Origin of the sequence: Mesorhizobium sp. B2-7-2 (assembly GCF_006440775.1) — a bacterium.
In the GTDB taxonomy this organism is placed as follows: Bacteria; Pseudomonadota; Alphaproteobacteria; order Rhizobiales; family Rhizobiaceae; genus Mesorhizobium.
On record NZ_VFTZ01000008.1, the window covers coordinates 12,553 to 38,022 of the forward strand.

The window sequence follows — 25,470 nt, forward strand, 5'->3', positions numbered from 1 at the left end:
ATGACCGCAACGCAGCCCGCCGCGCCGACCGGCACCTCCGCCAAGCCGAAGCTCGCCTTCCGCCCGTTGCCAGTGCCGCAGGTCGATGTCCACGGCTTCTGGGGCGACCGTGTCGACGCAGTGGCAGCCAAGACCGCCGGCATCCTCTACGACCGCTGTGTCGAGGCGCACATGCTGGAGCAGATCGATCCGGACGTGCCGTCGCCCGGCGTCGTCATCCCCTTCCATGTCAGCGACGGTTTTACCGCGCGCACCGTGACGACGCAGATGTTCTGGGATTCCGATTGGGGCAAGACCATCGAGACCGCCGCCTATTCGCTCTACCGGCGCCGCAATCCAGATCTGGAAAAGAAGATCGACGCCGTCATCGACATGTATGGCAAGCTGCAGCAGGAGGACGGCTATCTCTCCAGCTGGTACCAGCGCATCCAGCCCGGCCTGCGCTGGACCAACCTGCGCGACTGCCACGAACTTTACTGCGCCGGGCATCTGATCGAAGGCGCCGTCGCCTACTTTCAAGCGACCGGCAAACGCAAGCTGCTCGACATCATGAGCCGCTATGCCGACCACATCGCCGACACTTTCGGTCCCGAGCCCGGCAAGCGCAAGGGCTATTGCGGCCATGAGGAGATCGAGCTGGCGCTGGTCAGGCTCGCGCGCGCCACCGGCAACGACAAATATATGAAGCTGGCTAAGTATTTCATCGACCAGCGCGGCCAGCAGCCGCATTATTTCGACGAGGAGGCGCTGGCGCGCGGCGCCGACCCGAAGGATTTCCACTTCAAGACCTATGAATATAACCAGTCGCACAAGCCGGTGCGCGAGCAGGACAAAGTCGTCGGCCATGCGGTGAGGGCGATGTATCTCTATTCCGGCATGGCCGATATCGCGACCGAGTATGGTGACGACACGCTCAAGGTGACTCTCGAGCGGCTCTGGGACGATCTCACGACGAAGAGCCTCTACGTCACTGGCGGCCTCGGCCCGTCGGCCGACAATGAAGGCTTCACCAACGACTACGACCTGCCCAACGAAACCGCCTATGCCGAGACCTGCGCTTCGGTCGGCCTGGTGTTCTGGGCAAGCCGCATGCTCGGCATGGGCCCGAACGCCCGCTACGCCGACATGATGGAACGCGCCCTCTACAACGGCTCGATCTCCGGCCTATCGCTCGACGGCTCGCTGTTCTTCTACGAGAACCCGCTGGAGAGCCGGGGCGGCCATCATCGCTGGAAATGGCACCGCTGCCCGTGCTGCCCACCCAATATCGGCCGCATGGTGGCGTCGATCGGCAGCTATTTCTACGGCCTCGCCGACGATGCGCTGGCCGTGCACCTCTACGGCGATTCGAGCGCCCGCTTCGAGATCGCCGGCCAGCAGGTCAGCCTCGTCCAGGCCAGCAACTATCCGTGGGATGGCGCGATTGCGATCGAGATCGGGCCGGAGGCGCCCATAGAGTTCACGCTTCACCTGCGCATACCTGCCTGGTGCCGCAAGGCGGCGTTGCGCGTCAACGGCAAGCTCGTCGATCTCGAAGCGGCGACGGTCGACGGCTATGCAGCGATCCGCCGCGAATGGCAAAAAGGCGACAAGGTCGAGCTCGACCTCGAAATGTCGATGGCGCGCCTCTTCGCCAATCCGCAGGTGCGCCAGGACATCGGCCGTGTGGCGCTCGCGCGCGGCCCGCTGATCTATTGCGTCGAGGAAACCGACAATGGCGGCGGGCTGCATCGCATAGCGCTATCGCGCACGGCCAGGATCGAGGCGCACAAGGAGCCGAACCTGCTCGGCGGCGTCGTCACGCTTTCAGCCATCGGCAGCAGGGCCGAGACGGAAAACTGGGGCGCCGACCTCTATCGCTCGAAGCCGCCGGTGACGCAGGAAACGAACCTCAAGGCCGTTCCCTATTTCGCCTGGGACAATCGCGATCCCGGCGAGATGCTGGTCTGGCTGAGGGAAGGCTGAACGCGGCTTCTCTCAAAGATGCACGAAGGCCGTCAGCGGCAGGTGGTCGGAGGCGACCCGCGACAGCGGCGTGTCATGCGCCTCGACGCCTGAAACCAGGTCGTGCCGGTTGCCCATGATGCGGTCGAGCGCCAGCACCGGCAGGCCGGATGGGAAAGTCGGCACCGCCGGCGTCGGGCCGAAGGTCGTGTGCAGCGTGTTCAGCGCCGAGCGGTTGCCGAGCCGCCATTCGTTGAGGTCGCCCAGAAGCAGCGTCGGCCTCTCGTCGGCGCTGCTCATGATGTCGAGCACGACGCGGGCCTGTTCCGAACGCGAACGACGCAGCAGGCCGAGATGGGCGGCAATGACGCGCAGCGACCGTTTCTCGTCGAGATCGATCTCGGCGACCAGCGCGCCGCGCGGCTCCAGTCCCGGCAGTTTGAGCTGGTGGACGTCGCGCACGGTGCCGCGCTTGAACAACAGCACATTGCCGCGCCAGCCATGGCCCTTGCCGTTGCCGCTGACCGGCACCGGCACCAGCCCCGTTTCCAGCTCCAGGCGGGCCAGGTCGAGCAGCCCGGCCCTGTCGCCGAAGCGGTTGTCGGCCTCCTGCAGCGCGATCACGTCAGGGCTCATTTCGCGGATGACGCGTGCCGTCCGTTCGGGGTCGAATCTGCGGTCGGTGCCGATGCATTTGTGGACGTTGTAGGAGGCAACGACGATTTCAGTGTCGTTGACGCGCTTGCGCGGCGTCGCCTTCGCCTTGCGTGCGCTTCTGCTGCGGATCGAGAGCAGCACGGTCTCGGGCAGGCTGCGTCCTTTGATGTCGTCTATCTCCATGATCCCGATGCTCGATTTCCTGCTCTAAAGATAGGGCGATCCCAGCCACAGCAAACGGTCGAAGACGCGGATTGCGAACGGCCTTGCCTTCAGCGTCTGCAGCGTCACCGGCTGGGCGGTGGAGATGGCGGCGGCGATGCGGGCGTCGATCTCGGCGGCGAAGTTTTCATCCAGGACTTCCATGTCGATCTCGAAATTCAGCCTCAACGAGCGGGCGTCCAGATTGGAAGAGCCGACATAGGCCCACACGCCGTCGATCGCCATCAGCTTCGAATGGTCGAACGCGCCTTCATGGCGCCAGACGCGGCAATAATGCTTCAAAACCTGGTCGAACTGCGCCGTCATCGCATGATCGACGAGGAAGAGGTTGTTCACCGCCGGCACGACGATGTCGATTTCGACGCCGCGCCGGCCGGCCGTGGTCAGCGCGCTGATGAACTCGCGGTCCGGCAGGAAATAGGGCGACATGATGCGGATCGATTTGCGGGCGACCGAGAACGCCCCCATCAGCAGCTTGAGATTGGTTTCGTTGGACGCGTCCGGCCCGGTCGCGACCGCGCGCACCAGCATCGGCTGCCCTGGCGGCGGCAGGACGCGCTCGACCTGCCAGGGTCCGTCCTTCAGGGCTTCGTTGCCGGCGAAGCGCCAGTCCTCGGCGGCCACCGAGAACAGATCGGCCACCACCGGCCCGGTGACCTCGAAATGCGTGTCGCGCGAACTGTCGGAACCGGCGAATTCGGCCGAGAATCCCTTGCGGATGTTCATGCCTCCCGTGAACGCCACCGTGCCGTCGACGATGAGTATCTTCCTGTGGGTCCTGAGATTGGCATAGGGAAGTCTCAGGCCCATGACGATGTTGCCGTTGAAGAGATCGACCGTGACGTCGGCCTCCCTGAGCTGCTTCAGGATGCTGGGCACGGAATAGCGCACGCCGACGGCGTCGATCAGCACGCGCACGGTGACGCCGCGCTTGACGGCATTGCCGAGCGACTGCACGAAAAGCGCTCCGACCGCGTCATTGTCGAAAATATAGGTTTCCAGAAGCACGCTTCGTTGCGCCGCGTCGATCGCCCGGCACATCGCCATATAGGCCTCGTCGCCGGTCTTGAGCACCGCGATCGTGTTTCCCGAGGTGAGCGGGCGCCGCGCCACCCTGTCGCCCAGCGTCTTCAGCCCGGTAAAACGCTGGCCGAATTCGGCGTTGATCAAGGCTTCCAGCGCGACGTCGCGATCATGCCTGGCGGCGGCGGCCTCGGGCGAGACCGGCCGCATGGCGCTGATCGTCGCGCGGCGGATGCGGTTGATGCCGGCAATGGCGTAGATGATCGCGCCGAGGAAGGGCGACAAGAGCATCACGCCCACCCAGCCGGTGGCCGCGCGCACGTCTTCCTTCGTCATGATGGCATGCACGATGCCCACCGCCGCCATCGCCAGCGACAGGATCAGGATAAGCGTCGACCAGTGACTCGCAATCGCCTCGAACATCGGCCCGACTATTGTGCGAGCCGCCGCGGAAGGCAATGCGGACGGGTTATTCCCGGGCTCATTCGGAAGCCTGGCAGCAAGAACCGCGCTCATCCGCGCGGCCAGTTCCGTGACCGCGATCGAGCGATACGTCGGCAAGGCCGCCGGCCTAAAGCTTCCTGAAGAAGCCTGACAGAATGTTCGGACCTGCTTCGCCTGGCCGCAGCCTGATCCCGTCCTCGAAGCAGTTCAGCGTCACACACTCGAAGCCGTTGGCCGCGAGGAGCGCCACCAGCGAGTCGCGGTCGAAATGGTGCAGGTGCTCGTTGGGCAGACGCATGCGCCATTTGGCGAACCACGCGTCGCCGTCGGCGCCGAGCTCGCGCCAGCGGCAATAGGGGACGGCGACAGCCAGGTGGCGGGCCGGAAGGCGGGAAAGGAAACAGAGATCGGGGATGTGCTCCAGCACGTCGAACATGGCGACGAGGTCCCAGGCGCCGGCGAGCGCCTCATCCCAATCGACAAAGCGGACACCCTTGGGCAGGGGAAACTCGGCGATATCGCAGCCGGCGCAATCGGCAACGCCGGTTATCTTCGCGGCTTCGATGAATGTGCCGGTGCCATATCCGATTTCCAGCACTGAGCGAGGTATCTCGCCGGTGATGCCGAGCACCCAGCCAAGCCGCTGATAGCCGAGCTTGATGGTCCGGTCGCTCAGGTCCTCGTAATAGGAGATGTATTTCTTGTCGTATTTGATCGGTGTGAAGTCGATCTGGTGGATCACGCCGAACCTGTCCACCTCATAATTGTCCAACATTGTCCGCGCGGCCTCCGGATGCCGAATTCCTTATAAGGTCAATTGCACGTAGCCACGGTTCTAAGCGCTTCGGTTCGGGAAGGTGCGGGCAAATTTCCGATCCGTCGAACAGAAGCGTAGAACCTCGGATAGTCGCCGGAGCACAAGTCGAACAAGTGAAGGAACGCCGGAACCTGTTCGCCGTAGACAGCGGTCGCGGCAAGCTTTGCGTTGTTGATAGGGCTATCGAACCAGGCGTCATATCCCCGGTATCCGGCCCATCGCTTGTCGCGCATTTGCCGGTAGCGCATCCGCAGCCTGTCGATGGCGGCTGCTTTGGCGGCCGTCATCTGCTGCGGGCTGCGGGGACTTCCATAGACCTGCCTCAGCTCGGCCCGGGTTTTCGATATCAGTCCGAGAAAATCGGCCTTGCGCTTGCGATCGATCTCGTAGCTGCGCAATCCGGCGCGATTGCCCGTGGCGCGGAGCCATTTCCTCGTACCGGTGGTTTCGACGGAAACCGCGAAAGCCTCGTTGAATGCGGAGTCGCCGTTCACATAGACTTTCTGATGCGCCAGCTCATGGAAAATGAGGCTTGCCAGGTAGGTGTCGTCCTGACGCAGCATGGTGCTGAGCAGCGGATCGCTGAACCAGCCCAGCGTGGAATACGCGGTGACGCCCGACACATAGACGTCCAGCCTCTGCCGCTGCAGTTCAGCGGCACTTTCGAGCGCGTCTTTGCGCGAAAAATAACCCTTGTAGGGAACGCAGCCGAAGACTGGAAAGCACCATGTTATCGGCGCGAGCGAGAATTGCGGCGCGGCAAACACGGCCAAGGTCACATTGTTGCGACCGACGTCGACATAACTGCGGTAGCTGCTGTTATCGGGCAGCGCCAGCTCTTCCGTGGCAAAGCGGCGTATCGCGCTCGCCGACGTCAACTTAGCGCGCAATGTCTGTGGCGTCGAGGGATCAAGGATCAGCTTCGCAACATTCTTGCGCGCCGCCATGATCTCGACATGGCCCTCCAACGACTGCGCGTAATAGGAAATGCTGGTGCATCCGGTCGCGCCGGACGCCAGGATCGCCGCGGCCAGCAATCGAAAAACGCGCTTCACAGCTTGCCCACCGCCTGCCCGTCTCCCATGGAGCAAATGTCTGCTCCCGTGTCTCAGGCGCGCCTGTTTTCGTCAAGACCTGGAGGGGCAGGGACAATGCGACCTTCGCCGCAAGTGACAGCAGGCTTAGGACTTTTCCCGCTAGGTATTGCTGGCTCGTGGGGGTAGCATGAGGCACACTGGGGATGCGGGAGATGACAGACGCCTCGATACGCCGGGCGGACTTCATGATGGTCCTTGCCTATGCTTCGGACCTTGCCACCGGCCATTCGCGTGATTTCGCGCTGAAATCCTGCGTGCTTGCAATGCGGGTCGCCAAGCTCGCGGGCCTTTCAGACGAGGTTCGGCGTAATGCCTATCACCAGTCGATGCTGCGCTATGTCGGCTGCAATGCCGACACCGACCTGCTGGCGGCCACCTTCGGCGACGAGATCGCGCTCCGCCAGGATCTTGTCGGTCTCGACATGGGCAACCGCGCGGAACTGGGCAGGGTCTTCGTGCAGGCCTTCAAGCGGTTCTACTACGATCTCGAGCCTGACGCGCAGGCCAGGGCGATAGAGGCCGCGATGGCGCAGGCGCTGGCGGTGGCCCGCCCGGTGCTGACCGCGCATTGCGAGGTCGCGCAGCGGATCGGCGAGCGGCTCGGCCTGTCCGAGGAGATCCGGCGCAACCTTGGCCAGATCTACGAACGCTGGGACGGCAAAGGTCTGCCGCGCGGGCTGAGCGGCGAGGACGTTCTGCCGGCCGTGCGCCTGATCACATTGGCGCAGGATGTGATTGCGCTCAGCGATGCCCTCGGCATCGACGCGATGGCCGAAACCATCGCCAGTCGCGGCGATGGTCCATACGAAGCGGATCTGGCCCGGCTCGTCTCGGCCAACGCTGCCGCGCTGATGGAGGGCATCGGCGCGACGGTCGACCGCGAGACGATTTTGGCGCTGGAGCCCGATCCGCCGGTGACGCTGGACGAGGCGGCTTGCGACGAGGCGTTCCTCGCCATCGCCGACATGATCGACATGCGCACGCCGTTCACGCAAGGCCATTCGCGGATGGTATCGGAGTTGGCCGCGGGTGCGGGAAGACGGACCGGGCTGCCCGGGACTGACGTGCGCGCGCTGCGCTGGTCGGGCTGCATCCATGATATCGGCGAACTGGTGGTGCCGGTGGCGACCTGGATGCGCAACGGCCCGCTGTCGGTGCGAGAGCGCGACGCGGCGCAACTGCACGCGTATTACGGTGAGCGGGCGCTGGCTTCCTTCGGCCGCGGCGGCGACGCGATGGGCGCGCTCGTGCTGCGCCATCACGAGCGCCTGGACGGTTCGGGATATCACCGCAAGGTCAGCGGCTCCGATCTGTCTCCGGCGGCCAGGATCCTGGCTGCCGCCGAGGCCTTTCAGACGTCGCGGGAGGAGCGCCCGCACCGCAAGGCGCTGTCCAGCGAGGCGGCGGCGACGCAGTTGCGTGCGGCTGTTCGTGACGGCTGTATCTGCCCCGACGCTGCCGAGGCCGTGTTGTCCTTCGCCGGACAGCAGTCGCGCCGGGCTTTGCCGCAGGCGCTAGCCGGCATGACGCGGCGCGAAATCGAGGTGCTGCGCCTGATCGCCGCCGGCCTTACGGCGAAGGAGACGGCTCGCAAGCTCGGTATCTCGCCCAAGACCGCCGACCACCACATCCAGAGCGTCTACTCCAAGGTCGGCGTGACCACGCGTGCCGGTGCCGCGCTCTATGCGGTCGAGCACGGCCTTGTCCGACCGGGCGAAATGCCGGCATAGGGAATCCACCCCATGTGCGCCCGTTCCGGCGCGCGCATCGTGATCCTGTCGATGGACCAATGGTGGCCGCGACCGACAGGAGGAAATCAGATGCTTCTCGCAACGACCAAGGTGGCGGACGTCGACCACTTCATCCGCATCTTCTCGACCAAGGGCGCCGACAAGCGCCGGCTGCATGGCTCGAACGGCGCAACCGTGTTCCGCGACCCGAGCGAACCTGACCGCGTCTGGGCGATCTTCGACTGGGACGCCGAGGGTTGGAAGAATTTCGTGTCGGATCCGGAGGTTCCCGCGATCCTGCAGGAAGCCGGCCATGTCGGCAAGCCGCAAGCGGCGCTGCTGCTGGGCCACTACGAGGCCTGAGAGTCCATCTTGCGCGCCGCCTGCCTTTGGCGGCGGCGCGCCCAACGAATCCCCCAGAAACGGAGAAATCAGATGGATCCGAAACCCATCAAGATCGGCCTTATCGCCGAGCTCACCGGCCCATTGTCCTTCATGGGCATCGCCAATGCCAACCTCACCACCATGCTTGTCGACGACATCAACGCCAAAGGCGGCCTCCTCGGCCGCCCGGTGGAGCTGGTCGTCGAGGACGGCGAGACCGTCGAAAGCGTCGCCAAGGCAAAGGCTGCGAAACTAGTCGACGTCGACAAGGTCGATGTGGTTGTCGGCGGCATCTACAGTTCGACCCGCCTGGCCATCAAGAGCGAGGCGGTCACCCGGGGCAGGACGCTTTACATCTATACCGAGCAGTATGAGGGGCAGGAAAACGATCCGCTGATTTTCTGCACCGGACCCGTTCCAGCTCAGCAAGTCGAGCCGCTGATACCGTGGCTCATGAACAACACCGGAGCGAAGCGGTTCTATTTTCCATCGGCCGATTACATCTGGCCGCATTTGCTGAACAAGGCCGCGAGCCGGGCGGTGCTCGCCAATGGCGGCGAGATCGTCGGCGAGGAGTATTTTCCGCTGGACACCGTCGATTTCCGGCGGACGGTGCAGCAGATCATGGCCAGCGGCACCGACGTGGTTTTCAACACCATCGTCCCGCCGGGGCTGACACCGTTCCTCGAAGAACTGCACAAGGCCGGCTTCGGCAAACGCGGCGGCCGGATCGTCTGCACCTACTTCGATGAGAACTTCTTCAACCTGGTGCCGTCCGAGCAGATCGAGGGCCTCTACAGCTGCCTCGACTATTACCAGGAACTCGACGAACCGTTCGGCCGCGCGCTGTTGCGCCGCTACAGTGAACGGTTCCCCGGCAGCGCTACCTTGACTGCCGGCAGCGGGTGCACTGGGCACTACCGGGCGATCAAGATGTGGGAAGCTGCCGTCAACGAGGCGGGCAGTGTCGAGCGCGACGCGGTCATACGGGCACTCGACCATGCTCGTATCGCCGAAGGCCCAGGAGGTGCGGCCGAGATGGTTCCCGGTCAGCATCACGTTCGCATGAATATGTACATCGCGCAGGCGCAGGGCGGTCAATTCCGGGTCGTGAGAAACTTGGGTCCGATCGATCCCAACGAGCGCGTGATTACCAACGAATTCCAGCCAAGCCAGGTGGGGTGACTGTCGGCACCTTTCTTTCAATTGGCAGGGCCGCCGAACGGTGCCTCCGTCCTGCCATCCATTTGGCCAGCAACGACGTTGCTGGCCAAATGGAGATTGCCAACGGAATTGCACCTTCTGGCCAGCGCATTCCCCGAACCTGATTGACACGGCCGTGCGTCGCGAACTCGCGCGTGGCCGGATATTCAGGGCCGCTCGCCGATGCTCCCGCGGTCCAGTCTTACGCCCGCCGCGCCGCCAGCCGAAGCCACGGCGCCAGATGGAACGCAGCCATCAACAGATACATCGGCACCATGCCGCCGAGCGCCGAGGCGCCCGACATGCACATCATGTCCCGGCCGTCATAGACAGCCGTGAGCAGCGCCATCGTGGCGAAGGTGGGAGCCGCGGCGAGGCAAAGCCAGTCGGCGAGGCCGAAGCCGCTCAGGCCGTTTGGGCGAGGGGCAGGATTGTCGATGCTCATGATATCCATCTTCTGATGCGGGCAGGGTTCGAGCCCGTTGGAACAAGCGTGAGGCGATCGGCTCCGGCGGCGCGTGGTTTGCGCCGCCGGAACCGCTTCACGCTCAGGCGTTCTTGTTGCGGAACGCCGCTTCGCCGGCATCCGACACCTCGACCCATCTCTGGTCGGGGGCGGCGCCTTCCTCGTAATTGTCGTGCCAGTTCCACCATTTGTAGGTCTGGGTCTGCGGATAGCCCTCGGGTGAATCCTCCCACACCTCCTGGCGGCCGAGCGGGGTGACGTCGAGATAGCTCCAGACGGTGCCAAAGGCTTCGTCGCCGCGGTTGTTGACGAAATAAGTTCGGAAGATGCGCTTGCCGTCATGGATGAAGACGTTGTGGCCATGCCATTCGTCGACGCCGAAATCCTTATCCCAGCTATCGGTGATGGTGTACCAGGGCATCTTCCAGTCCATGCGCTGCTTCAGCCGCTGGATGTCGGCCTGCGGCGCGCGCGAGGCATAGGCAAGCGTGGTGTCGCGGGCGTTGAGATGGGCGAGGTTGCCGACCTGGTCGGCGCCGAGCGAGCAGCCGCGGCACGCATGTTCGGGCCAGCCATAGACGCCGGGCTCGAAGAAGGCGCGGTAGACGACGAGCTGCCGGCGGCCTTCGAAGAGGTCGAGCAGGCTCATCTTGCCGTTCGGGCCTTCGAACACATAGTCCTTCTTGACTTCCATCCACGGCATGCGGCGTCGTTCGGCGGCCAAAGCATCGCGGGCGCGGGTGAGGGCCTTTTCCTTCACGAGCATCTCTTCATAGGCGCCTTCCCACGCTTCCTGCGAAACGACCGGCGGTGTCTTCATATGTTGGGTCATTGCTCTTGTCCCGTTCTTGGGTTTGGTTGGGGGTGACGAGGACAGACATAGGGCCGCATCCGGCGATGGTGAGAGTTACAACTGTGACGCGATTTGCTGCGGCGGGCTTTGAGGCGACGGCATGGACTCGCTGATCAACGCCGCCGGCCGCGCGCTCGCGGCAGGCGATCCGCTCGGCGCCTTGAAGCGCGTCGCGCTGCGCGACGACGCGCCGGCGCTGGCGCTGCGCGGCATTGCGATGGCGCAGCTCGGCGATTTCGCCAAGGCCAAGGCGCTGCTGAAGGACGCCGCCCGCGCCTTCAGCCCTAGGGAAGCGGTGGCGCGCGCCCGCTGTGTCGTCGCCGAGGCCGAGATCGCGCTGGTCTCGCGCGACCTCGGCTGGCCGGAGAAGGCGCTGCGGTCCGCCCGCGCGACGCTGGCCGCGCATGGCGACCGGCTGAACGCCGCTTATGCCGGCAGCCTCGAGGCGCGCCGCCTCATCCTGATCGGCCGCCTCGACGAGGCCGAGCGCCTGCTTGCCGACTTCGATCCGACGCCGCTGCCGCCGGTGGCGCGCGTCGCGCATGAACTGGCCGCGGCCGGAATCGCCGTCCGGCGCCTGAGGACAAAGGCGGCGCGCTCGGCATTCGGCCGGGCATCGCTTGCCGCCTATCAAGCCAACATCCCGGCATTGAAGGCCGAAGTCGAAGCGGCGTCCCTGGTGCTGAACACGCCGGTGGGCCGGCTGATCGCGCGCGGCGCGGAGAAAGAGTTGCTGCTCGACAAGGTCGAGGCGCTGCTGGGGTCGGGCGCGCTGGTCATCGATGCCTGCCGCAACGTCGTGCGCGAAGGCGGCACCGTGGTCTCGCTGGCGACCCGGCCGGTGCTGTTTGCGCTGGCGCGCACGCTCGCCGAAACCTGGCCGGCGGATGTCCCGCGCGAGACATTGCTGAGGCGCGCGTTCCGGGCGAGGCACGCCGACGAGTCGCACCGCGCGCGGCTCAGGGTCGAGATGGGGCGGCTCCGCGCCGAGCTCACCGGCTTGGCCGAGATCAATGCGACAACAGGTGGCTTTGCGTTGACGCCGCTGAACGCCGCCGAGATCGTCGTGCTGGCGCCGCCGGTCGAGGATGAGCATGGCGCGGTGCTTGCCTTCCTGACCGATGGCGAGGCCTGGTCGAGCTCGGCGCTGGCGATCGCGCTTGGCGCCAGCGCGCGCACCGTGCAGCGGGCGCTGGAGCAGTTGTCGGCCGAGCACAAGGTGCAGGCGGTCGGCCGCGGCCGGGCGCGCCGCTGGATGATGCCGCCGATGACCGGATTCCCGACTGTCTTGTTACTCCCCGGTCCGCTGCCGAGCGAGTAGTTTGCCGCCATTGTTCGAACGGAGATCGAAAATGAAAAGAGCCGCCGCCGAGATCCTGCGCGAATATGGTCCCTTTCCGGACGCCGAGCGCGTCAATGGTGTCACCTATGACGGCAAGAATGTCTGGTTCGCCACCGGCGACAAGCTGAAGGCCCTCGACCCGGAGAGCGGCACCATCGTGCAATCGGTCGACGTCGCCTCGCATGCCGGAACCGCTTTCGACGGCGAGCACCTCTACCAGATCGCCGAGGACCGCATTCACAAGGTCGACCCAAAGACCGGCGAGGTCGTCGCCACCATTCCCGCGCCGGGCAATGGCGGCGATTCAGGCATGGCCTGGGCCGAAGGTTCGCTCTGGGTCGGCGAATACAGGGCCCATAAGATCCACCAGATCGATCCTGAAACGGGCGAGGTGATCCGTAGCATCGAGTCGAAACGCGTCGTCACCGGCGTCACCTGGATCGACGGCGAACTCTGGCATGCCACTTGGGAAGGTGAGGAGGGCGATCTGCTGCGCATCGATCCCGAGACGGGCGACGTGCTGCAGGAGGTCGCGATGCCCTCCGGTGTATCGGGACTGGAATCAGATGGCGACGGCTGTTTCTTTTGCGGCGGCGGCAGCAGCGGCAAGATCAGGGCCGTGCGCCGGCCGGGATACGGCGCCGGCAAATAACGGATGGCCGGAACGGGCGGCCCGGTCAGGCCGCCTCGCGTGCCGGCCGGCTCATGGGCTTGCCGGAGGCCTTGGCGGCTGTCGGCCTGTCGAAATGCGCCCAGGCCGGCCGCTCGAACAGGAAGGTGCCGAAGCCGACGCGCTGGACGATGAAGTAGAGCACCACCGGGCTTATGACCGAAACCAGCAGCACCGCCAGGCTCAGCACGCCGGTATCGGTCAGCAGGCCGCTCGCCAGCATGACGCCCCGGAAGATCGACATCGGGATGGTGAAGGCGACATAGACGACCAGCGAATGCTCGCCGAGCCAGCGCAGCCATTCCATGGAAGCGAATTTTGACAGGAAACCGCCGGCAACGCAGAGCGCCACGGCGCCGGCGACGGCAAGCGACAGATGCAGCGGCGGCCATGCCGCCAGTCCCATCTGCATGCCGACCGGTTGCATCGCATAGCCCGGCGAATAGACGAGCAGGCCGTTGACGATCGCCCAGGCGAGCAGGCCGAGAACGGCGACCGCCCGCCGATCCTGCGTCCACGCCACCAGCCGGAATATCAGCGGCGCGAGCACGAAGCCGAGATAGAAGAACACGAAATAGGCCGCGAACTGCTCAAGCGCGTAGCTGTCCGGCTTCGGCGCCCACATCTGCAGCGCGGCGGCAGCCAAGATGACGATCCAGTGCGGCACGCGAAGCTCGCGCAGCACGCGTATGACGATCCCGAACACCGCCAGCATGTAGATGAACCACAACACGCCGTATGGCTGGACGGCGGCCATCGCGAGATCATGCAGCATGCCGGCGGGGTCGCGGCTGAAGATGCCGATCTTCAGCCCGATCGAGATGATCGCCCAAAGCACGTAGAAATAGAGGTAGTGGACGACGCGGCGGTCGATATAGCGCCGCCATGGCCGGTCGATCACCTGCGACAGGAACAGGCCCGAGATCAGGAAGAATTCCGGCATGCGGAACGGTGTCGCGAAGCCGATGACATAATGCAGGAAGCCGACGCCGCCGGTGTATTCACCGGTGTTGTAGGCGGCATACATCATCACCACCAGAATGATGGAAAGACCTTTTGCCGTATCCACCCACGGCATGCGGTTCGGGTTGCTCATGCGCGATCTCGAGGAAATGTACCTGTTCAGATTGTAGCTGACCGGCGCATCCCGCGCAGCATCAAGCTTCCATTAACGTAAACGCGGTCCTCGTTTCGCAGGCGGTCTCAACTGTCGCCCGATGTCGGAACCACGGTGGCGGAACGCGGCTCACGCATCGTCACCGCGACGATCGCGCCCGACAGGAAGGTCAATGCGGCAATGGCCGCAATCGCGGCGACGAAGCCGAAGAAGTCGGCGATCAGGCCGGCGGACAGCGCCCCGATCGCGTAGCCGAGATCGCGCCAGAAACGGTAGACGCTGAGCGAGCGCGCCCGCCAGGAGGGATGCGATGCGTCCGACACCGCCGCGATCAGGCACGGATAGACCATCGCGGTGCCGAGACCGAGCAAAAGGCTGGCCAGCAGCCACCAGCCGAAATTGCGGGTCATGGCGGTGGTGAGAAGCCCCGCTGCCTGCACCCACATGCCGGCGACGATCAGCCCCTTGCGGCCCCAGCGGTCGCTTAGCGGCCCGGTGGCGACCTGCAAGATGCCCCACACCGCCGGATAGATCGCCTTGAGGATACCGATGCGCTCGATGCCGAGCCCATTGGCGGCGAAGAAGAGCGGAAACAGCCCCCAGCTCATGCCATCGTTGAGGTTGTTCACCAGGCCGGCTTGCGACGCGGCGAACAGATTGCGATCCCCGAACGAGGTCAGCATGAAAATCTCGCGGAAGCCGAGCGGGGAAGCTTGTCTTGGATGGTTGGCCAGCTCCAGCCGCAGATGCTCGCGCGTGTCGCGCACGAGTAGGATCGACAGCGCCGCACCCAGGATCGCGTAGCCGACGCCGAGATAGATCGGCACGGGACGAAAGCCGTAACGGCTCGCGAGATAGCCGGTAAGGAAAGCGGTGACGCCGACCGCGAGGTAACCGGCGAACTCGTTGAGGCCGACGGCGAGCCCGCGCGACTTCGGTCCGACCAGGTCGACCTTCATGATCACCGTCATCGACCAGGCGAAGCCCTGGTTGATGCCGAGGAGCGCGTTGGCGGCGACGATCCAGCCCCAGCTCGGCGCCCAGATGATGATGAACGGCACCGGCAGGCCGAACAGCCAGCCGAGGATCAGCACGCGCTTGCGGCCCCATCTGTCGGCAAGCTGGCCGGAGACGAGGTTGGCGCAGGCCTTGACCACCCCGAAGCTGACGATGAAGGAGACGACCAGCGTGGTCGACGCTACGCCGAACTCCTCCGCGCCGATCAGCGGCACCACGGTCCGCTCGATGCCGACCATGCCGCCGACAAAGGCGTTGATCAGCACCAGGAGCGAAAACTGCTTCCAGTTGGCCTTGAGGCCGAGCGCGACGACAGACGCCGCTATGTTCAAGATTTCGCTCCGGCGTTGACGGCCCGGGTCCGGGCGGCCTGCGGCGGCGGGGGAGGGATGTCGGCGGTCATGGCGGCGACGAACTCACCCTCGTCCTCGATGCGGAAGGCCTTGTTGAAGCGTCGCTCGAAGCCGATGGTCGATGTCGGCTTGCCGCTCAGCGAGCGGCCGCAAACCGAGCCGGAATAGGCGCCGGGTAGCACCTCGATATGGTCGGCCAACTCCTTCAGGCGGCGCACACTGGCGTAAAGCGCGCGCGCCCCGTCTTCGGCGCTTGAAGCAAGCTCGGTACGGCCGAGATCGCCGACCATCAGCGTGTGCCCGGTGAGCACGAACCAGGGTTCGGCCGACCGCGTCCGGTCGGTGACCAACAGGCTCAGATGCTCCGGCGTGTGGCCCGGTGTATGCAAGATCGTCGCCGTGACATTGCCGAGCTCGAGCACCTCGCCATCCTTGACACGCCGGAACGGGAAGCCTGCTTCGGCCCCTTCGAACAGCACGTATTCCGCGCCCGTCGCCTCGGCCAGCGAGCGTCCGGCCGAGATGTGGTCGGCATGGATATGCGTGTCGACGACATAGAGGATGCGCATGCCTGTCGCGCGCGCCGCCTCGACATAGGGCGCGATGTCGCCGAGCGGATCGACCACGGCCGCGGAAGCCTTGCCGCCGCAGCCGAACAGATAGGAAGCGGCCACCGGGTCGGTGTGCAGGAACTGCCTGAGAATCATCGCTTTTTCCTCCGAACAGGCGAACGTGTCAGGCAGCGTGCCCTTGCTTGACAGTCTGAGCTGAAACTGTCATTCAACAATTCTATTGAATGACGATGCGTTAGCGAAAAGGCTATGTCAATCCGCAATCCGAAACAGGCGCTGTACGAGCAGTTCTCGATCGTCGCCAAGGCGCTCGGCCATCCGCTGCGCCTGGAAATGATCGAGCATCTGGCGCAAGGCGGGCGCAGCGTCGAGGCGCTCGCCGCGAAGCTTAGCCAGCCGGTTGCCAACATCTCCCAGCATCTACAGGCGCTGCGCCGCGCCGGCATCGTCTCGGCCGAGCGCGACGGTAAATTCGTGCATTATTCGCTGGCCGATGACAGCGTGCTTTCCGCCTTCGCCGCTGTGCGCGGCGTCGCCGAGCGGCAGCTCGCCGAGGTCGACCGCATCGTGCGCGGCTATTTCGACGCGCGCGACGACATGCGGCCGGTCACGCGCGACGAGCTTCAGACGCTGATGCGCGACGGACTGGTGACGCTGATCGACGTCCGCCCGAAAGACGAGTTCGCGCTCGGCCATGTGCCGGGCGCCATCAATGTCCCGCTGGGGAAAGTCAGGGCCTGGTCGACCGACGCCGCTATCGGCCGCGAAATCGTCGCCTATTGCCGCGGCCCGTGGTGCGTGATGTCCTTCGAGGCAGTCGCGGCGCTGCGCGCGCTCGGCCATTCCGCGCGCCGGCTGGAGGACGGCATGCCGGAATGGAAAGCCGCCGGCCTGCCGGTGGCAGTGGTTGCCTGATCGTGGCCAATTAGGCTGTGAACCCATAAACGGGGAGGTCCGCACCTAGGTGGAAAGCGGACGCGCGACTTAGTGCCCTGCCGCCTTGGAGAACATATTCATCACAATTACGCCTGCCACTATCAATCCAATTCCCAGCAGTGCGGGCACGTCCAACTTCTGTCCCTGGAACACCCAAGCAATTGCAGTGATGAGCACGATGCCTGACCCCGACCAAACGGCGTACGCGACGCCCGTTGGGATCGTCTTTAACGTCTGTGATAGACAGTAAAATGCGATTGCGTAGGCGACCGTCGTGATGATGGTTGGGACCAGTCTCGAAAAGCCGTCCGACTGCTTCATAAAGCCGGTGCCGACGACTTCGGCTACAATCGCACCCGCTAGGTAAAGGTAGTTCATAGTCGCTCCTGTTGGTGACGGAGCGAACCACGAGGCCACGCGCCATCACCCATCTTGGGATTTTGACGCCGTGGCGGGGAAGAACCCTTACGGGCGCAGGAGACACCACCCTGCTACTCTATTCTCGGCGCACATACTCTACACCACGGTGCTCTCATCGTCACGTCTCCGAAGGGGGCCGACCGGCAGTTTTCAGATCATGTCGACTCTGATTCAGCATCGGCATGAGCCGCTACGCCGAACGCTCGCAAGCGGATAGACCGCTGAGCGCCAGTTGCAGACGCTTGATGACAAACTGGTGAATGCCTTAAGCGGGACCGCGAGCGGATTGGCAGGTCTCCACCCTTTCCGCTACGCCAGACCCTGGCAAACCATCTCGACCGCTTAGTAGGTGATCTTCGGGTACCAGTCGGTCCCGCGACCTTCCGGCGTCCAGTCCAGGACGTTCCACAGCATCATCAAGTCCGGCTCGGTTGTCGGGTCTTTGCCTGGATCGGCTGACTCGAAACCCAATTCCGCGCCCCAGAAGTGCCGGATGGTTCCGTCGCGCCGGGTGAAGACGTTTTCGGCGGCGGTGTCGGTCCCATCGTCCATGATCGCGTGGTAATCCCGGCTAAAATTCCCGTTGACGTCGGCGTAGAAAGGCAGGTTCTTCCAGCCACGCTCTACCTTGAAGGCGATCTGCCGCTCGATGGCCGAAAGGCCGACGACGGCGAGGGCAATTCGCTGGCGGAGGTGGTCGGCATTGCCGTCCAGGCAGCTCAGCAGAGCGGTGCACATGGGGCAAGGGCGCTGGCGCTTGGGGCCATACATCCAGTTGTAGACGAACAGAGTGTCCTTATCGCCGAAGAGCTCCTCGAAGCCGACGGGATTGGCGCCGGCCACGCTACTGGCTTCGCCGATGAATTGATAGTCGCCCTTCACCTCGCCGCCAGGCGGCAAGGCGCGACGCTGGGCGGCGACGCGCGCGATATGGCGGTTGAGTTCGATCTCCTCGATCAACAGGGCCTCGCGCGCCTTGCGGTACTCGACGCTCTCGTTCGGCTGGCGGGCGCGGTTCTTGTGAGCGATCGCAGCAGCGGGTTGCAAGGCGGAACCGTCGGCCATGACGTTGTCTCCTTTCCAATCCCTTTCAACTGGTCACCCGTCTTAGGGTTCCGCCCGGATTGCTGCTGCGCGCGATACGCCGACTGTCGTATCAGACGGTACTTTATTGCGCTTCGTAGAGTTCCAACGGCAATCCATCCGGGTCGCTAAAGAAGGTGAAGCGCCGATCCGTATATGGGTCGATCCGGATTGGCTCTACGGCAACGCCGGCGGCCTCCAGGCGCACAACTACGGCTTCGAGGTTCCCCACAGCAAATGCCAAGTGCCGCAGCCCTGTCGCCTCTGGATAAGACGGCCGCGGCGCTGGGGCAGGGAAGGAAAACAATTCTAGCTGGGCGGATCCGATCCGCAGGTCAGCCTTCCAGGACTGCCGCTCCTCCCGATAGACCTCGCGGATCAGGTCCAGGCCGAGGAGCTCGACATAGAACCGTCGCGACCGATCGTAGTCGGTGCAGATAAGCGCGACGTGGTGAATGGCGTCCAGCATCTTTCGAAGTCTAGCCAAGCGGGGCTTTGGGGCCAAGGTCACCACTTTGTTGCCGCCGTCGCTGACAGACGGCGGACACCGTGCTGACCCGTGGCCCGCTTGGTCGCAGGCGGGCTGATGCCCAGCGCTCCCTGGTCCTCTACCGTACTGATATGGATTTCTGTCGGCACAATGGCAGCGCCTTATCCTCATTGTCCACCCTGCACGTCTACCGGGCAGGACAATCACGCAACCAGCCAGCCTTCTCGATCGGCGTCGGGAGGCCCTCTGTTGTCGGCATTACGCAGCCGCCCCGCCAGAGCACCGCGCTCCAAAAGGGCTGACCTCAGTAACCGAGACTTGGCGCTCGTACTCCACTGCAAGTTTTACAGGCGCAACTTTTCTACGCGAAGAGGAAGTCTGATTCGGTGATGTGAGCTGCCGCCGTCTCGCCCACCGCCACATTTAGGTCGATTGTACCGGCGTCGTCGCTGAAACCGACAATGAGCCCGCTGCTGCCGGTGTCGACTTTCACCACTGCTCCCTCGGCGGATATGTTGTGTGCGTGCAGATAGTCGAGAGCTGCCTGAGACGAGGCGAAAGTTCCGCTACTACCGGAAGCGTCGTTAAGGATCAAAGCGATGTGCCGCGATTCATGCAGATCGATTTTATCCTCGCCATGCTTGAATCCCTGGATGGTGTCCTGCACGGTCGCCGATGAGTCGCCCGAGAAGAAGACAAAGGTGTCCCGGGCGCCGTCCCCGGTGGTGATGCCGTTATTCGCCGACATCCAGTCCGCGCCTGCGCCGCCGAGGATGATGTCGGCGCCCCTGCCGCCATAGATGGTATCGTTCTGGTCTCCACCCAATATCGTGTCATTCCCGGCATCGCCGTATAGGGTGTTGGTACCGTGACTATCTTCTACCACGTCATCGCCGGCACCGCCGTGGATGGTGTCGTTACCGCTGGTGGGGGAGGTGGCGGTGTCGTCGCCGTAGAGGGTATCGTTGCCGGCACCGCCGTCGATATAGTCGTCGCCGGCGTTGCCGAAGATCGTGTCGTTGCCGGCACCGCCGTAGAGTGTGTCGTTCGTGTCGCCGGGAGTGTGATCCTGACCGTCGCTCGGGCGAATCCCGCTGCCGCCGTAGATAGTGTCGTCCCCGGTACCGCCGTAAATCACGTCGCTGTCGATACCGCCTCGGATTGTGTCGTTGTCAGCGCCGCCATTGATCGTGTCGTTGCCGGCGCCGCCGTCGAGAAGATCATCCCCGGCCCCGCCGGTGATAAAATCGTTGCCGTCATCGCCGTTGAGGGCGTCGGCACCGGCGCCGCCGTGGAGGAAATCGTTGCCGGGGCCACCGGAAAATAGGTTGGTGAGATCGTCACCGATCATTCGGTCGGAGAAAGCCGAACCGAACCAGGTGCCGGTGTATGTGAAATCGGTGGTGTATGCGGTCCCGCCGGCGAAATAAGCTGCCTCGTTGGTGACTGTCGCGCTCGGCGGGATGTTCTCTTCTAATTGGACTGTGTGGGTGTGCAGATTCAGATCGACACTCGCCGTCGACTGCGAGAAATCCGGGCCGACTGATACTAAGACTGGCTTTTTAGTCATGGTATTCATCTCCCTGTTGTGCACAAGATTGTGCGCGTTGTGGCGCTACACTGCGGATATGAAATATGTGTCTTTGGTCTAGGTTCTCCTTTGTTGTGAAAAGGACGCGTACGGAGCTGTTTAAGATTTCATTTCTCGCGCAATGAGCGACGGATATTTTGCGTGAGCGGTTCGGCAAGATATGCCAGCACGGTGCGGGTGCCGGTCTTGATCATGGCCTCGCTCGACATACCCGGCAGCAGACTTTGTCCACGCCGCCGAGCCCGTCGGAGATTTGGAAGCCGTCTGTATTATCGCCGCCCGAGGCCGAGGTGTATGGAGGCGGCCAGGTCGGCTCTGATACCGCTTCGGGCACCCCCTGAACCGCGCACTCCCTACCTCTGTCCGCATACGTGTATCTCACTATCAGGTGTTGGGGGGGCGACTTGTGCGCCGCCCCTCACTGTAGGTTACACCAGAGCGCCGAAGAGGAAGTCCGCCTGTGTGATATGCGCCGCCGCCGACGCGCTTACCGACACGTTGAGGTCGAGAGTGCCGGCGTCGTCGCTAAAACTGACGAGGTCGACGGCAGAACCGTCGATGACCTTTACTACTGTACTCTCGACAGAGAGATTGTGCGCGTGGAGATAATCGATAGCCGACTGTGCCGAGTTAAAGTTGGGGCCTTGCAGGAACGCGGTGTCGTGAGTGTCCCTCAGGTCGAACTTATCGTCACCGTGTTTGAAGTCGGTGATGACGTCATGTTGGCCGGCGACGAAGGTGTGGCTGTGGAAGACGAAGGTGTCGCTACCCCCGCCGCCCGTCAGGGTGTCGCTGCCGGAATTGATCGAGAAATTTGCCCTACCCCCTTCGATGGTGTCGTTGCCGGCCCCACCGTTGATGGTGTCGTCACCGATAAACCCGACGATAGTGTCGTTGCCCCCGTCACCGTACAGGAAGTTAGCTCTGCCGGACGGGAGAAACATGACGTCACCTTCGATATAATCATCACCGGCACCGCCGTGGATGGTGTCGGTGCTGTTGCGATTCATAGCGCCGTTGTCGCCGTAGAGGGTGTCGTTGCCGGCCCCGCCGTTGATAGTGTCCTGGCCCTCGCTGCCGGTGATGGTGTCGTTGCCAGCGTCGCCATTGAATATGCCGCCGTCACGGCCGGCCCTGATAAAATCGTTGCCGCCACCGCCATTGACTATGTCGACACCGGGGGAGTAGTGGGCTTGGCTGTCGTCACTGGTATAGATGGCGTCATCACCGGCCCCGCCGTAGATGATATCGTTACCGTCACCGGCTCTGATAAAGTCGTTACCGTCACCACCTTTGATGGTGTCGTCGCCGGCGTTGCCGTAGAGGGAATCGTCGCCGGCGTCACCGGCAATAGAATCGTTGCCGTCACCGCCTTCAATCCAATCGTTACCGCCGCCGCCGTATATGAAATCGTTGCCGCCGCCGCCGAGAAGATGGTTGAGGAGATCGTCGCCGATCATTCGGTCTGAGAATTCCGAGCCGGTGTAAACACGGAGATAATCCCCGGTGGGGTTGGTGAAGTCGGTGGTGTAGGCGATGCCGTTACTGCCGGCGAAGTAAGCGGACTCGTCGACGACTGTCGCGCTCGGGGGGTTCTCTTCGAGCTGCACTGTGTGGTTATGCAAGTTCAGGTCGACGCTGGCCGCTGACAGCGAGAAATCCGGGCCAATTGATACTAAACCTGGTTTCTTAGTCATGGTATTCACCTCCCTATTGTGCACGCAATTGTGTGCGCTCAACTCTATAGTGTGGTATAGTGAGAATGATACGCACGTTTGTCACAGGTGTTTACGCAATTTTACATTACTTCTCACGCAAAGAGCGACGGATGTGTTGTGTGAGCGGTTCGGCGAGATAAGCCAGCACCGTGCGGGTGCCGGTCTTGATCATGGCCTCGCTCGACATGCCCGGCAGCAGCCTGCGACCGTCAAGCTTGGCCAGTTCGCTCTTGTTGATGATCACCGTCGCGGAGAAGTAGGGAGCGTTCGTGCGCTCATCCACCAATCGATCGGCCGACACCGTTTCCACAACTCCGCTGAGCTGCGGCAGGTTGTATTTGGCGAAGGCCGGGAAGCTGACATAGGCCGTCTGGCCAGGGGCGATCGTCTCGACGTCTTCGGGCTTGACCATTGTCTCGATTACCAGCTTCTCGCCGAGCGGCACGACCGTCATCAGCGTGTCGCCGGGTTTCACCACACCGCCCGTCGTGTGGACTTTCACGTCCATCACGATTCCGTCGACGGGGGCGGTGATGTCGGTGCGCTTGAGGACATCCGCGGCTGCGCGCGCTTGCTGCCGGAAGTCGAACAGCTCCGCCTCGACTTTGCTCAATTCGTCGACGGAATCGTTCAATTGCTGAGTTGTTAGGTTGAGGATTTGCATATCGATTTCGGCGATAGAGCTGCGGGCGCGAGCGATCGACGCGATATTCGTGGCGCGTTCTCCCTCGGTCTGTCGCTGTTGCTGGGTAAGCGTCAGGTTGCGTTCGCGGGTGGTGAGCCCCTTGCTGAGCAAAGTCTCGAGGTCTTTGTTCTCGTTCACGAATGCCGCGATCCGCTTGTCCTCGGTCGCGATAAGCTGTTGCAGTCCGGCAATTTGCTCGGCGGTCTGCTGGCGGCGTTCGTCGAGGATTGCCTTCTCGTCCTTCAGGTTGCGGTGCTTCGCGTTGAAGACGTCACGTTGAGTGGCCACCGCGTCCTTGACGGCAGGGTCCGGGTTGTCGAGCAATGCCTGGTCGAACTCGATCGTGTCCTTGCCATCGCGTTCGGCCCTGAGACGGGCGACGAGTGCCTCGCGTGTGGCGATCTTGTTTTGGATCGAGTCCAGTTGAGCCTTGGCTTGCGTGTTGTCGAGACGGATGAGCACTTTGCCCTTCTTGACGACATCGCCGTTGACGGCGTCCAGTTCGGCGATAATGCCGCCCTCGAGATGCTGAACGAGTTTGCGGTCTCCGTCGACCTTGACCACTCCGGTCGTCACCGCGGCGCTGTCGAGCGGTGCCAAGGCCGCCCAGCCGCCGGCCACGCCGAAGAACAGGAACATGATTGAGAAACCGGCGTTCGTGACGGCTCTGAGACGGAGCGGTTGCAACGTCGGCGGGGGTGGCAGTGGCTGGGGGAGAGCGACTATGTTCATATCGTTGTCTGCTGGGTTTGCGCGGGTCATGACGTGACCGCCGTGACGTGAGTGGTGTTGGGCAACTGGGCCACTCTCCTGGCGCGGGCGGCGAGTTCGTTGAAGACCGTGTCACGCGCCCCGAATAATTCTTGTCTGCCCTGATTGAGCACCAGCACCTTGTCGACTTTCTCCATGATGCTTGGGCGGTGTGCGATCAGGATGATTGTGGTGCCCGTCGCCTTGACTGCGCTGATGGCGGCGATCAGCGCGTCTTCGCCATCGCGGTCGAGGTTGGAGTTCGGTTCGTCCAGGATGATGAGGGCCGGATCGCCGTAAAGTGCTCGTGCCAGCCCGATTCGTTGACGCTGTCCGCCCGACAGCGATGCGCCTGAGTCCCCGACTTGAGTTTCGTAGCCTTTCGGCAAGCCCTTGATCAATTCGTGAACGCCCGCCAGTTGCGCGGCCTTGACTACGTTGTTGAAGACCGCGGGACTGAGCTTCGCGAAGCGGGCGATGTTCTCGGTGATCGTACCGGCGAACAACTCGATGTCCTGCGGCAAATACCCGACGTGCCGACCACGGTCCTCGGCGGGCCACTCGGCGACGTCCATGCCGTCGAGCAAAGCGCGGCCGGCTGATGGTCGCCAAGCGCCGGCGATAACGCGGGCCAGGCTTGTCTTGCCGGATGCGCTCGGGCCGATGAGCGCCATCACTTCGCCGGGCTTGAGTTGGAAACTCACGCCTTTCAAGACAGGCTCACCACCACCCTGCCGGGCGAGGACAATACTCTCTGCCTCGAGCTTTCCTTGTGGGCGTGGCAAAGACCACACTGCTTTGGCCTCGGGTCGCTGGCCGACAAACGCGGTGAGACGCTTGTAAGCGGCGCGTGCCCCGAGTGTCGCCTTCCACGTGCTGATCGCTTGCTCCACCGGGGCCAGCGCGCGACCCATCAGGATTGAGGATGAGATCATGATGCCAGGAGAGGCCTCGTTCTGCAGCACCAGGTAAGAGCCAAGGCCGAGGATGGCCATTTGCAAGGCCATCCGCCAGAAACGTGCGACAGACGCGATAGCGCTGGCGCGGTTGCCGGCGGCGACTTGTCCGGCGCTCGCTTCATCCTGCTGCTCTTGCCATCTGGCGAGCAATGGCCGCAGCATGCCCATGGCCTGGACGACCTCGGCGTTGCGGACTGTCGAGTCAGCTCGGATGAAGGCCCTCACCTGTGCGTTGCCGGCCTCTGTGAGCGGTTTGCGGGTAGCGAGTTCGTTGAGCAATGCCAGCGCGAACAACACACACCCGCCGGCCAGCGCCAACCAACCGAGCCACGGATGCATGAAGAAGATGGCGATGAAGAAGATTGGCGCCCACGGTGCGTCGAGGATTGGGTAGATGCTCGGGCTGGTGAAGAAATTCCGCACTTGGTCGAGATCGCGCAGAGACCTCGTGCTGCCTTGACCCGGCGCGGCGGCCGACTGCTCTACTGACGCGGTCAACAGGACTGGGGCCAGCCTCGAGTTCATCCAGGCGCCTACGGTTGACAGCAGGCGGGCGCGTACCATTTCGAGCCCTGCCATTGTCAGGATCGCCGCGCAGGCCATTAACGACAGCGCTGCTAAAGTTTCCACGCTGTGGCTGGATAGCACCCGGTGGTAGACTTGAAGCATGTAGAACGAGCTGGTGAGCATCAGTATATTGATGCCGCCGCTGAACCAGATCAGCGGCGTTATGGCGCGTTTGGCCTCTTTCATCACTGCCTGCAGAGCAGGAGCCTGTTTGTTGCTTATTTGCATGACGGCGACCGCGCCCGTTCCGCGCGCCGCACGCTATCTTGCTTTTTGGCCTCTGAAATCCATCAAAGGAATGATGCGGCGCTACAAGCGTCCTCGTCTTTCGCTAACCGTTCGGGGTGTAACTGCCTTTGA

At 63.4% G+C, this 25,470-nt stretch carries 22 protein-coding genes and 1 pseudogene; 7 read left to right on the forward strand and 16 right to left on the reverse strand.

All coding sequences use genetic code 11. The features are described from left to right. Positions 1-1,965, forward strand: a complete 1,965-nt coding sequence (locus FJ425_RS12800; protein WP_140723893.1) for a glycoside hydrolase family 127 protein — start codon at positions 1-3, stop codon at positions 1,963-1,965. 12 nt (positions 1,966-1,977) lie between these two features. Here FJ425_RS12800 and FJ425_RS12805 read toward each other — a convergent pair whose 3' ends face one another. The 4 genes from FJ425_RS12805 to FJ425_RS12820 all read right to left on the reverse strand — a co-directional run bounded on the left by FJ425_RS12805 (position 1,978) and on the right by FJ425_RS12820 (position 6,162). After that, positions 1,978-2,784, reverse strand: a complete 807-nt coding sequence (locus FJ425_RS12805; RefSeq protein ID WP_181170758.1) for an endonuclease/exonuclease/phosphatase family protein — start codon at positions 2,782-2,784, stop codon at positions 1,978-1,980. Between the two features lie 24 nt (positions 2,785-2,808). After that, the gene (locus FJ425_RS12810) at positions 2,809-4,269 is read right to left on the reverse strand and encodes a phospholipase D-like domain-containing protein (RefSeq protein ID WP_140723896.1); all 1,461 of its coding nucleotides are present in this window, start codon (positions 4,267-4,269) and stop codon (positions 2,809-2,811) included. 148 nt (positions 4,270-4,417) lie between these two features. After that, positions 4,418-5,065 (reverse strand): class I SAM-dependent methyltransferase, encoded by a 648-nt coding sequence (locus FJ425_RS12815; protein WP_140634146.1) that lies wholly within the window; start codon positions 5,063-5,065, stop codon positions 4,418-4,420. A gap of 38 nt (positions 5,066-5,103) precedes the next feature. Continuing rightward, positions 5,104-6,162 carry an aminopeptidase gene (locus FJ425_RS12820; protein ID WP_140634144.1) on the reverse strand — a complete coding sequence of 353 codons (1,059 nt, stop codon included), beginning with the start codon at positions 6,160-6,162 and terminating at the stop codon, positions 5,104-5,106. A 194-nt stretch (positions 6,163-6,356) separates the two neighbouring features. On the opposite strand from FJ425_RS12820, the gene FJ425_RS12825 reads away from it, so the two are divergent. From FJ425_RS12825 to FJ425_RS12835, 3 genes are all read left to right on the forward strand, one after another. Then, a complete protein-coding gene (locus FJ425_RS12825; protein WP_140723898.1) occupies positions 6,357-7,934 on the forward strand; it encodes an HD domain-containing phosphohydrolase in 1,578 nt (525 codons plus the stop codon). 90 nt (positions 7,935-8,024) lie between these two features. Beyond that, positions 8,025-8,297 carry a hypothetical protein gene (locus FJ425_RS12830; RefSeq protein WP_027024197.1) on the forward strand — a complete coding sequence of 91 codons (273 nt, stop codon included), beginning with the start codon at positions 8,025-8,027 and terminating at the stop codon, positions 8,295-8,297. A gap of 9 nt (positions 8,298-8,306) precedes the next feature. Further along, positions 8,307-9,503: a substrate-binding protein gene (locus tag FJ425_RS12835; RefSeq protein ID WP_246677925.1), complete on the forward strand. Its 1,197-nt coding sequence runs from the start codon at positions 8,307-8,309 to the stop codon at positions 9,501-9,503. A 220-nt stretch (positions 9,504-9,723) separates the two neighbouring features. Here the strand turns inward: FJ425_RS12835 and FJ425_RS12840 are convergent. Further along, positions 9,724-9,912: pseudogene (locus tag FJ425_RS12840) on the reverse strand (hypothetical protein); the annotation flags it as partial. A gap of 157 nt (positions 9,913-10,069) precedes the next feature. Further along, a complete protein-coding gene (locus FJ425_RS12845; RefSeq protein ID WP_095767840.1) occupies positions 10,070-10,819 on the reverse strand; it encodes a DUF899 family protein in 750 nt (249 codons plus the stop codon). 121 nt (positions 10,820-10,940) lie between these two features. On the opposite strand from FJ425_RS12845, the gene FJ425_RS12850 reads away from it, so the two are divergent. Both FJ425_RS12850 and FJ425_RS12855 read left to right on the forward strand, forming a co-directional pair. After that, on the forward strand, positions 10,941-12,161 hold the full coding sequence (locus FJ425_RS12850) for a helix-turn-helix domain-containing protein (protein ID WP_140634140.1): 1,221 nt from the start codon (positions 10,941-10,943) through the stop codon (positions 12,159-12,161). A 31-nt stretch (positions 12,162-12,192) separates the two neighbouring features. Continuing rightward, positions 12,193-12,834 carry a DUF5074 domain-containing protein gene (locus FJ425_RS12855; protein ID WP_140542750.1) on the forward strand — a complete coding sequence of 214 codons (642 nt, stop codon included), beginning with the start codon at positions 12,193-12,195 and terminating at the stop codon, positions 12,832-12,834. Positions 12,835-12,859: 25 nt separating this feature from the next. Here the strand turns inward: FJ425_RS12855 and FJ425_RS12860 are convergent, their stop codons facing one another. The 3 genes from FJ425_RS12860 to FJ425_RS12870 all read right to left on the reverse strand — a co-directional run bounded on the left by FJ425_RS12860 (position 12,860) and on the right by FJ425_RS12870 (position 16,046). Further along, a complete protein-coding gene (locus tag FJ425_RS12860) occupies positions 12,860-13,948 on the reverse strand; it encodes an acyltransferase family protein (RefSeq protein ID WP_140634138.1) in 1,089 nt (362 codons plus the stop codon). Between the two features lie 107 nt (positions 13,949-14,055). Further along, entirely contained in the window at positions 14,056-15,318 is a 1,263-nt protein-coding gene (locus FJ425_RS12865; RefSeq protein WP_246673491.1) for an MFS transporter, read from the reverse strand. Then, a complete protein-coding gene (locus tag FJ425_RS12870) occupies positions 15,315-16,046 on the reverse strand; it encodes an MBL fold metallo-hydrolase (RefSeq protein WP_140634136.1) in 732 nt (243 codons plus the stop codon). Before FJ425_RS12870 ends, FJ425_RS12865 begins: the two co-directional genes overlap by 4 nt. A gap of 114 nt (positions 16,047-16,160) precedes the next feature. Between FJ425_RS12870 and FJ425_RS12875 the strand changes: the two genes are divergently transcribed. Next, positions 16,161-16,826 carry a metalloregulator ArsR/SmtB family transcription factor gene (locus FJ425_RS12875; RefSeq protein ID WP_140634134.1) on the forward strand — a complete coding sequence of 222 codons (666 nt, stop codon included), beginning with the start codon at positions 16,161-16,163 and terminating at the stop codon, positions 16,824-16,826. Positions 16,827-16,895: 69 nt separating this feature from the next. Here FJ425_RS12875 and FJ425_RS12880 read toward each other — a convergent pair whose 3' ends face one another. The 7 genes from FJ425_RS12880 to FJ425_RS12915 form a co-directional block, all read right to left on the reverse strand. Beyond that, on the reverse strand, positions 16,896-17,225 hold the full coding sequence (locus FJ425_RS12880) for an SMR family transporter (protein ID WP_140634132.1): 330 nt from the start codon (positions 17,223-17,225) through the stop codon (positions 16,896-16,898). Positions 17,226-17,609: 384 nt separating this feature from the next. Next, a complete protein-coding gene (locus FJ425_RS12885; RefSeq protein WP_140634130.1) occupies positions 17,610-18,332 on the reverse strand; it encodes a DUF899 family protein in 723 nt (240 codons plus the stop codon). A gap of 103 nt (positions 18,333-18,435) precedes the next feature. Next, on the reverse strand, positions 18,436-18,819 hold the full coding sequence (locus FJ425_RS12890) for a VOC family protein (RefSeq protein WP_140634128.1): 384 nt from the start codon (positions 18,817-18,819) through the stop codon (positions 18,436-18,438). Positions 18,820-19,201: 382 nt separating this feature from the next. Beyond that, positions 19,202-20,410, reverse strand: coding sequence for a calcium-binding protein (locus tag FJ425_RS12895; RefSeq protein WP_181164977.1), 1,209 nt, complete (start codon positions 20,408-20,410; stop codon positions 19,202-19,204). A gap of 449 nt (positions 20,411-20,859) precedes the next feature. Beyond that, entirely contained in the window at positions 20,860-22,128 is a 1,269-nt protein-coding gene (locus tag FJ425_RS12905; RefSeq protein ID WP_140723901.1) for a calcium-binding protein, read from the reverse strand. A 106-nt stretch (positions 22,129-22,234) separates the two neighbouring features. Beyond that, positions 22,235-23,566 (reverse strand): HlyD family type I secretion periplasmic adaptor subunit, encoded by a 1,332-nt coding sequence (locus tag FJ425_RS12910; protein WP_181175917.1) that lies wholly within the window; start codon positions 23,564-23,566, stop codon positions 22,235-22,237. Between the two features lie 26 nt (positions 23,567-23,592). Next, positions 23,593-25,296 (reverse strand): type I secretion system permease/ATPase, encoded by a 1,704-nt coding sequence (locus tag FJ425_RS12915; protein ID WP_246677926.1) that lies wholly within the window; start codon positions 25,294-25,296, stop codon positions 23,593-23,595. Positions 25,297-25,470 lie beyond the last annotated feature (174 nt).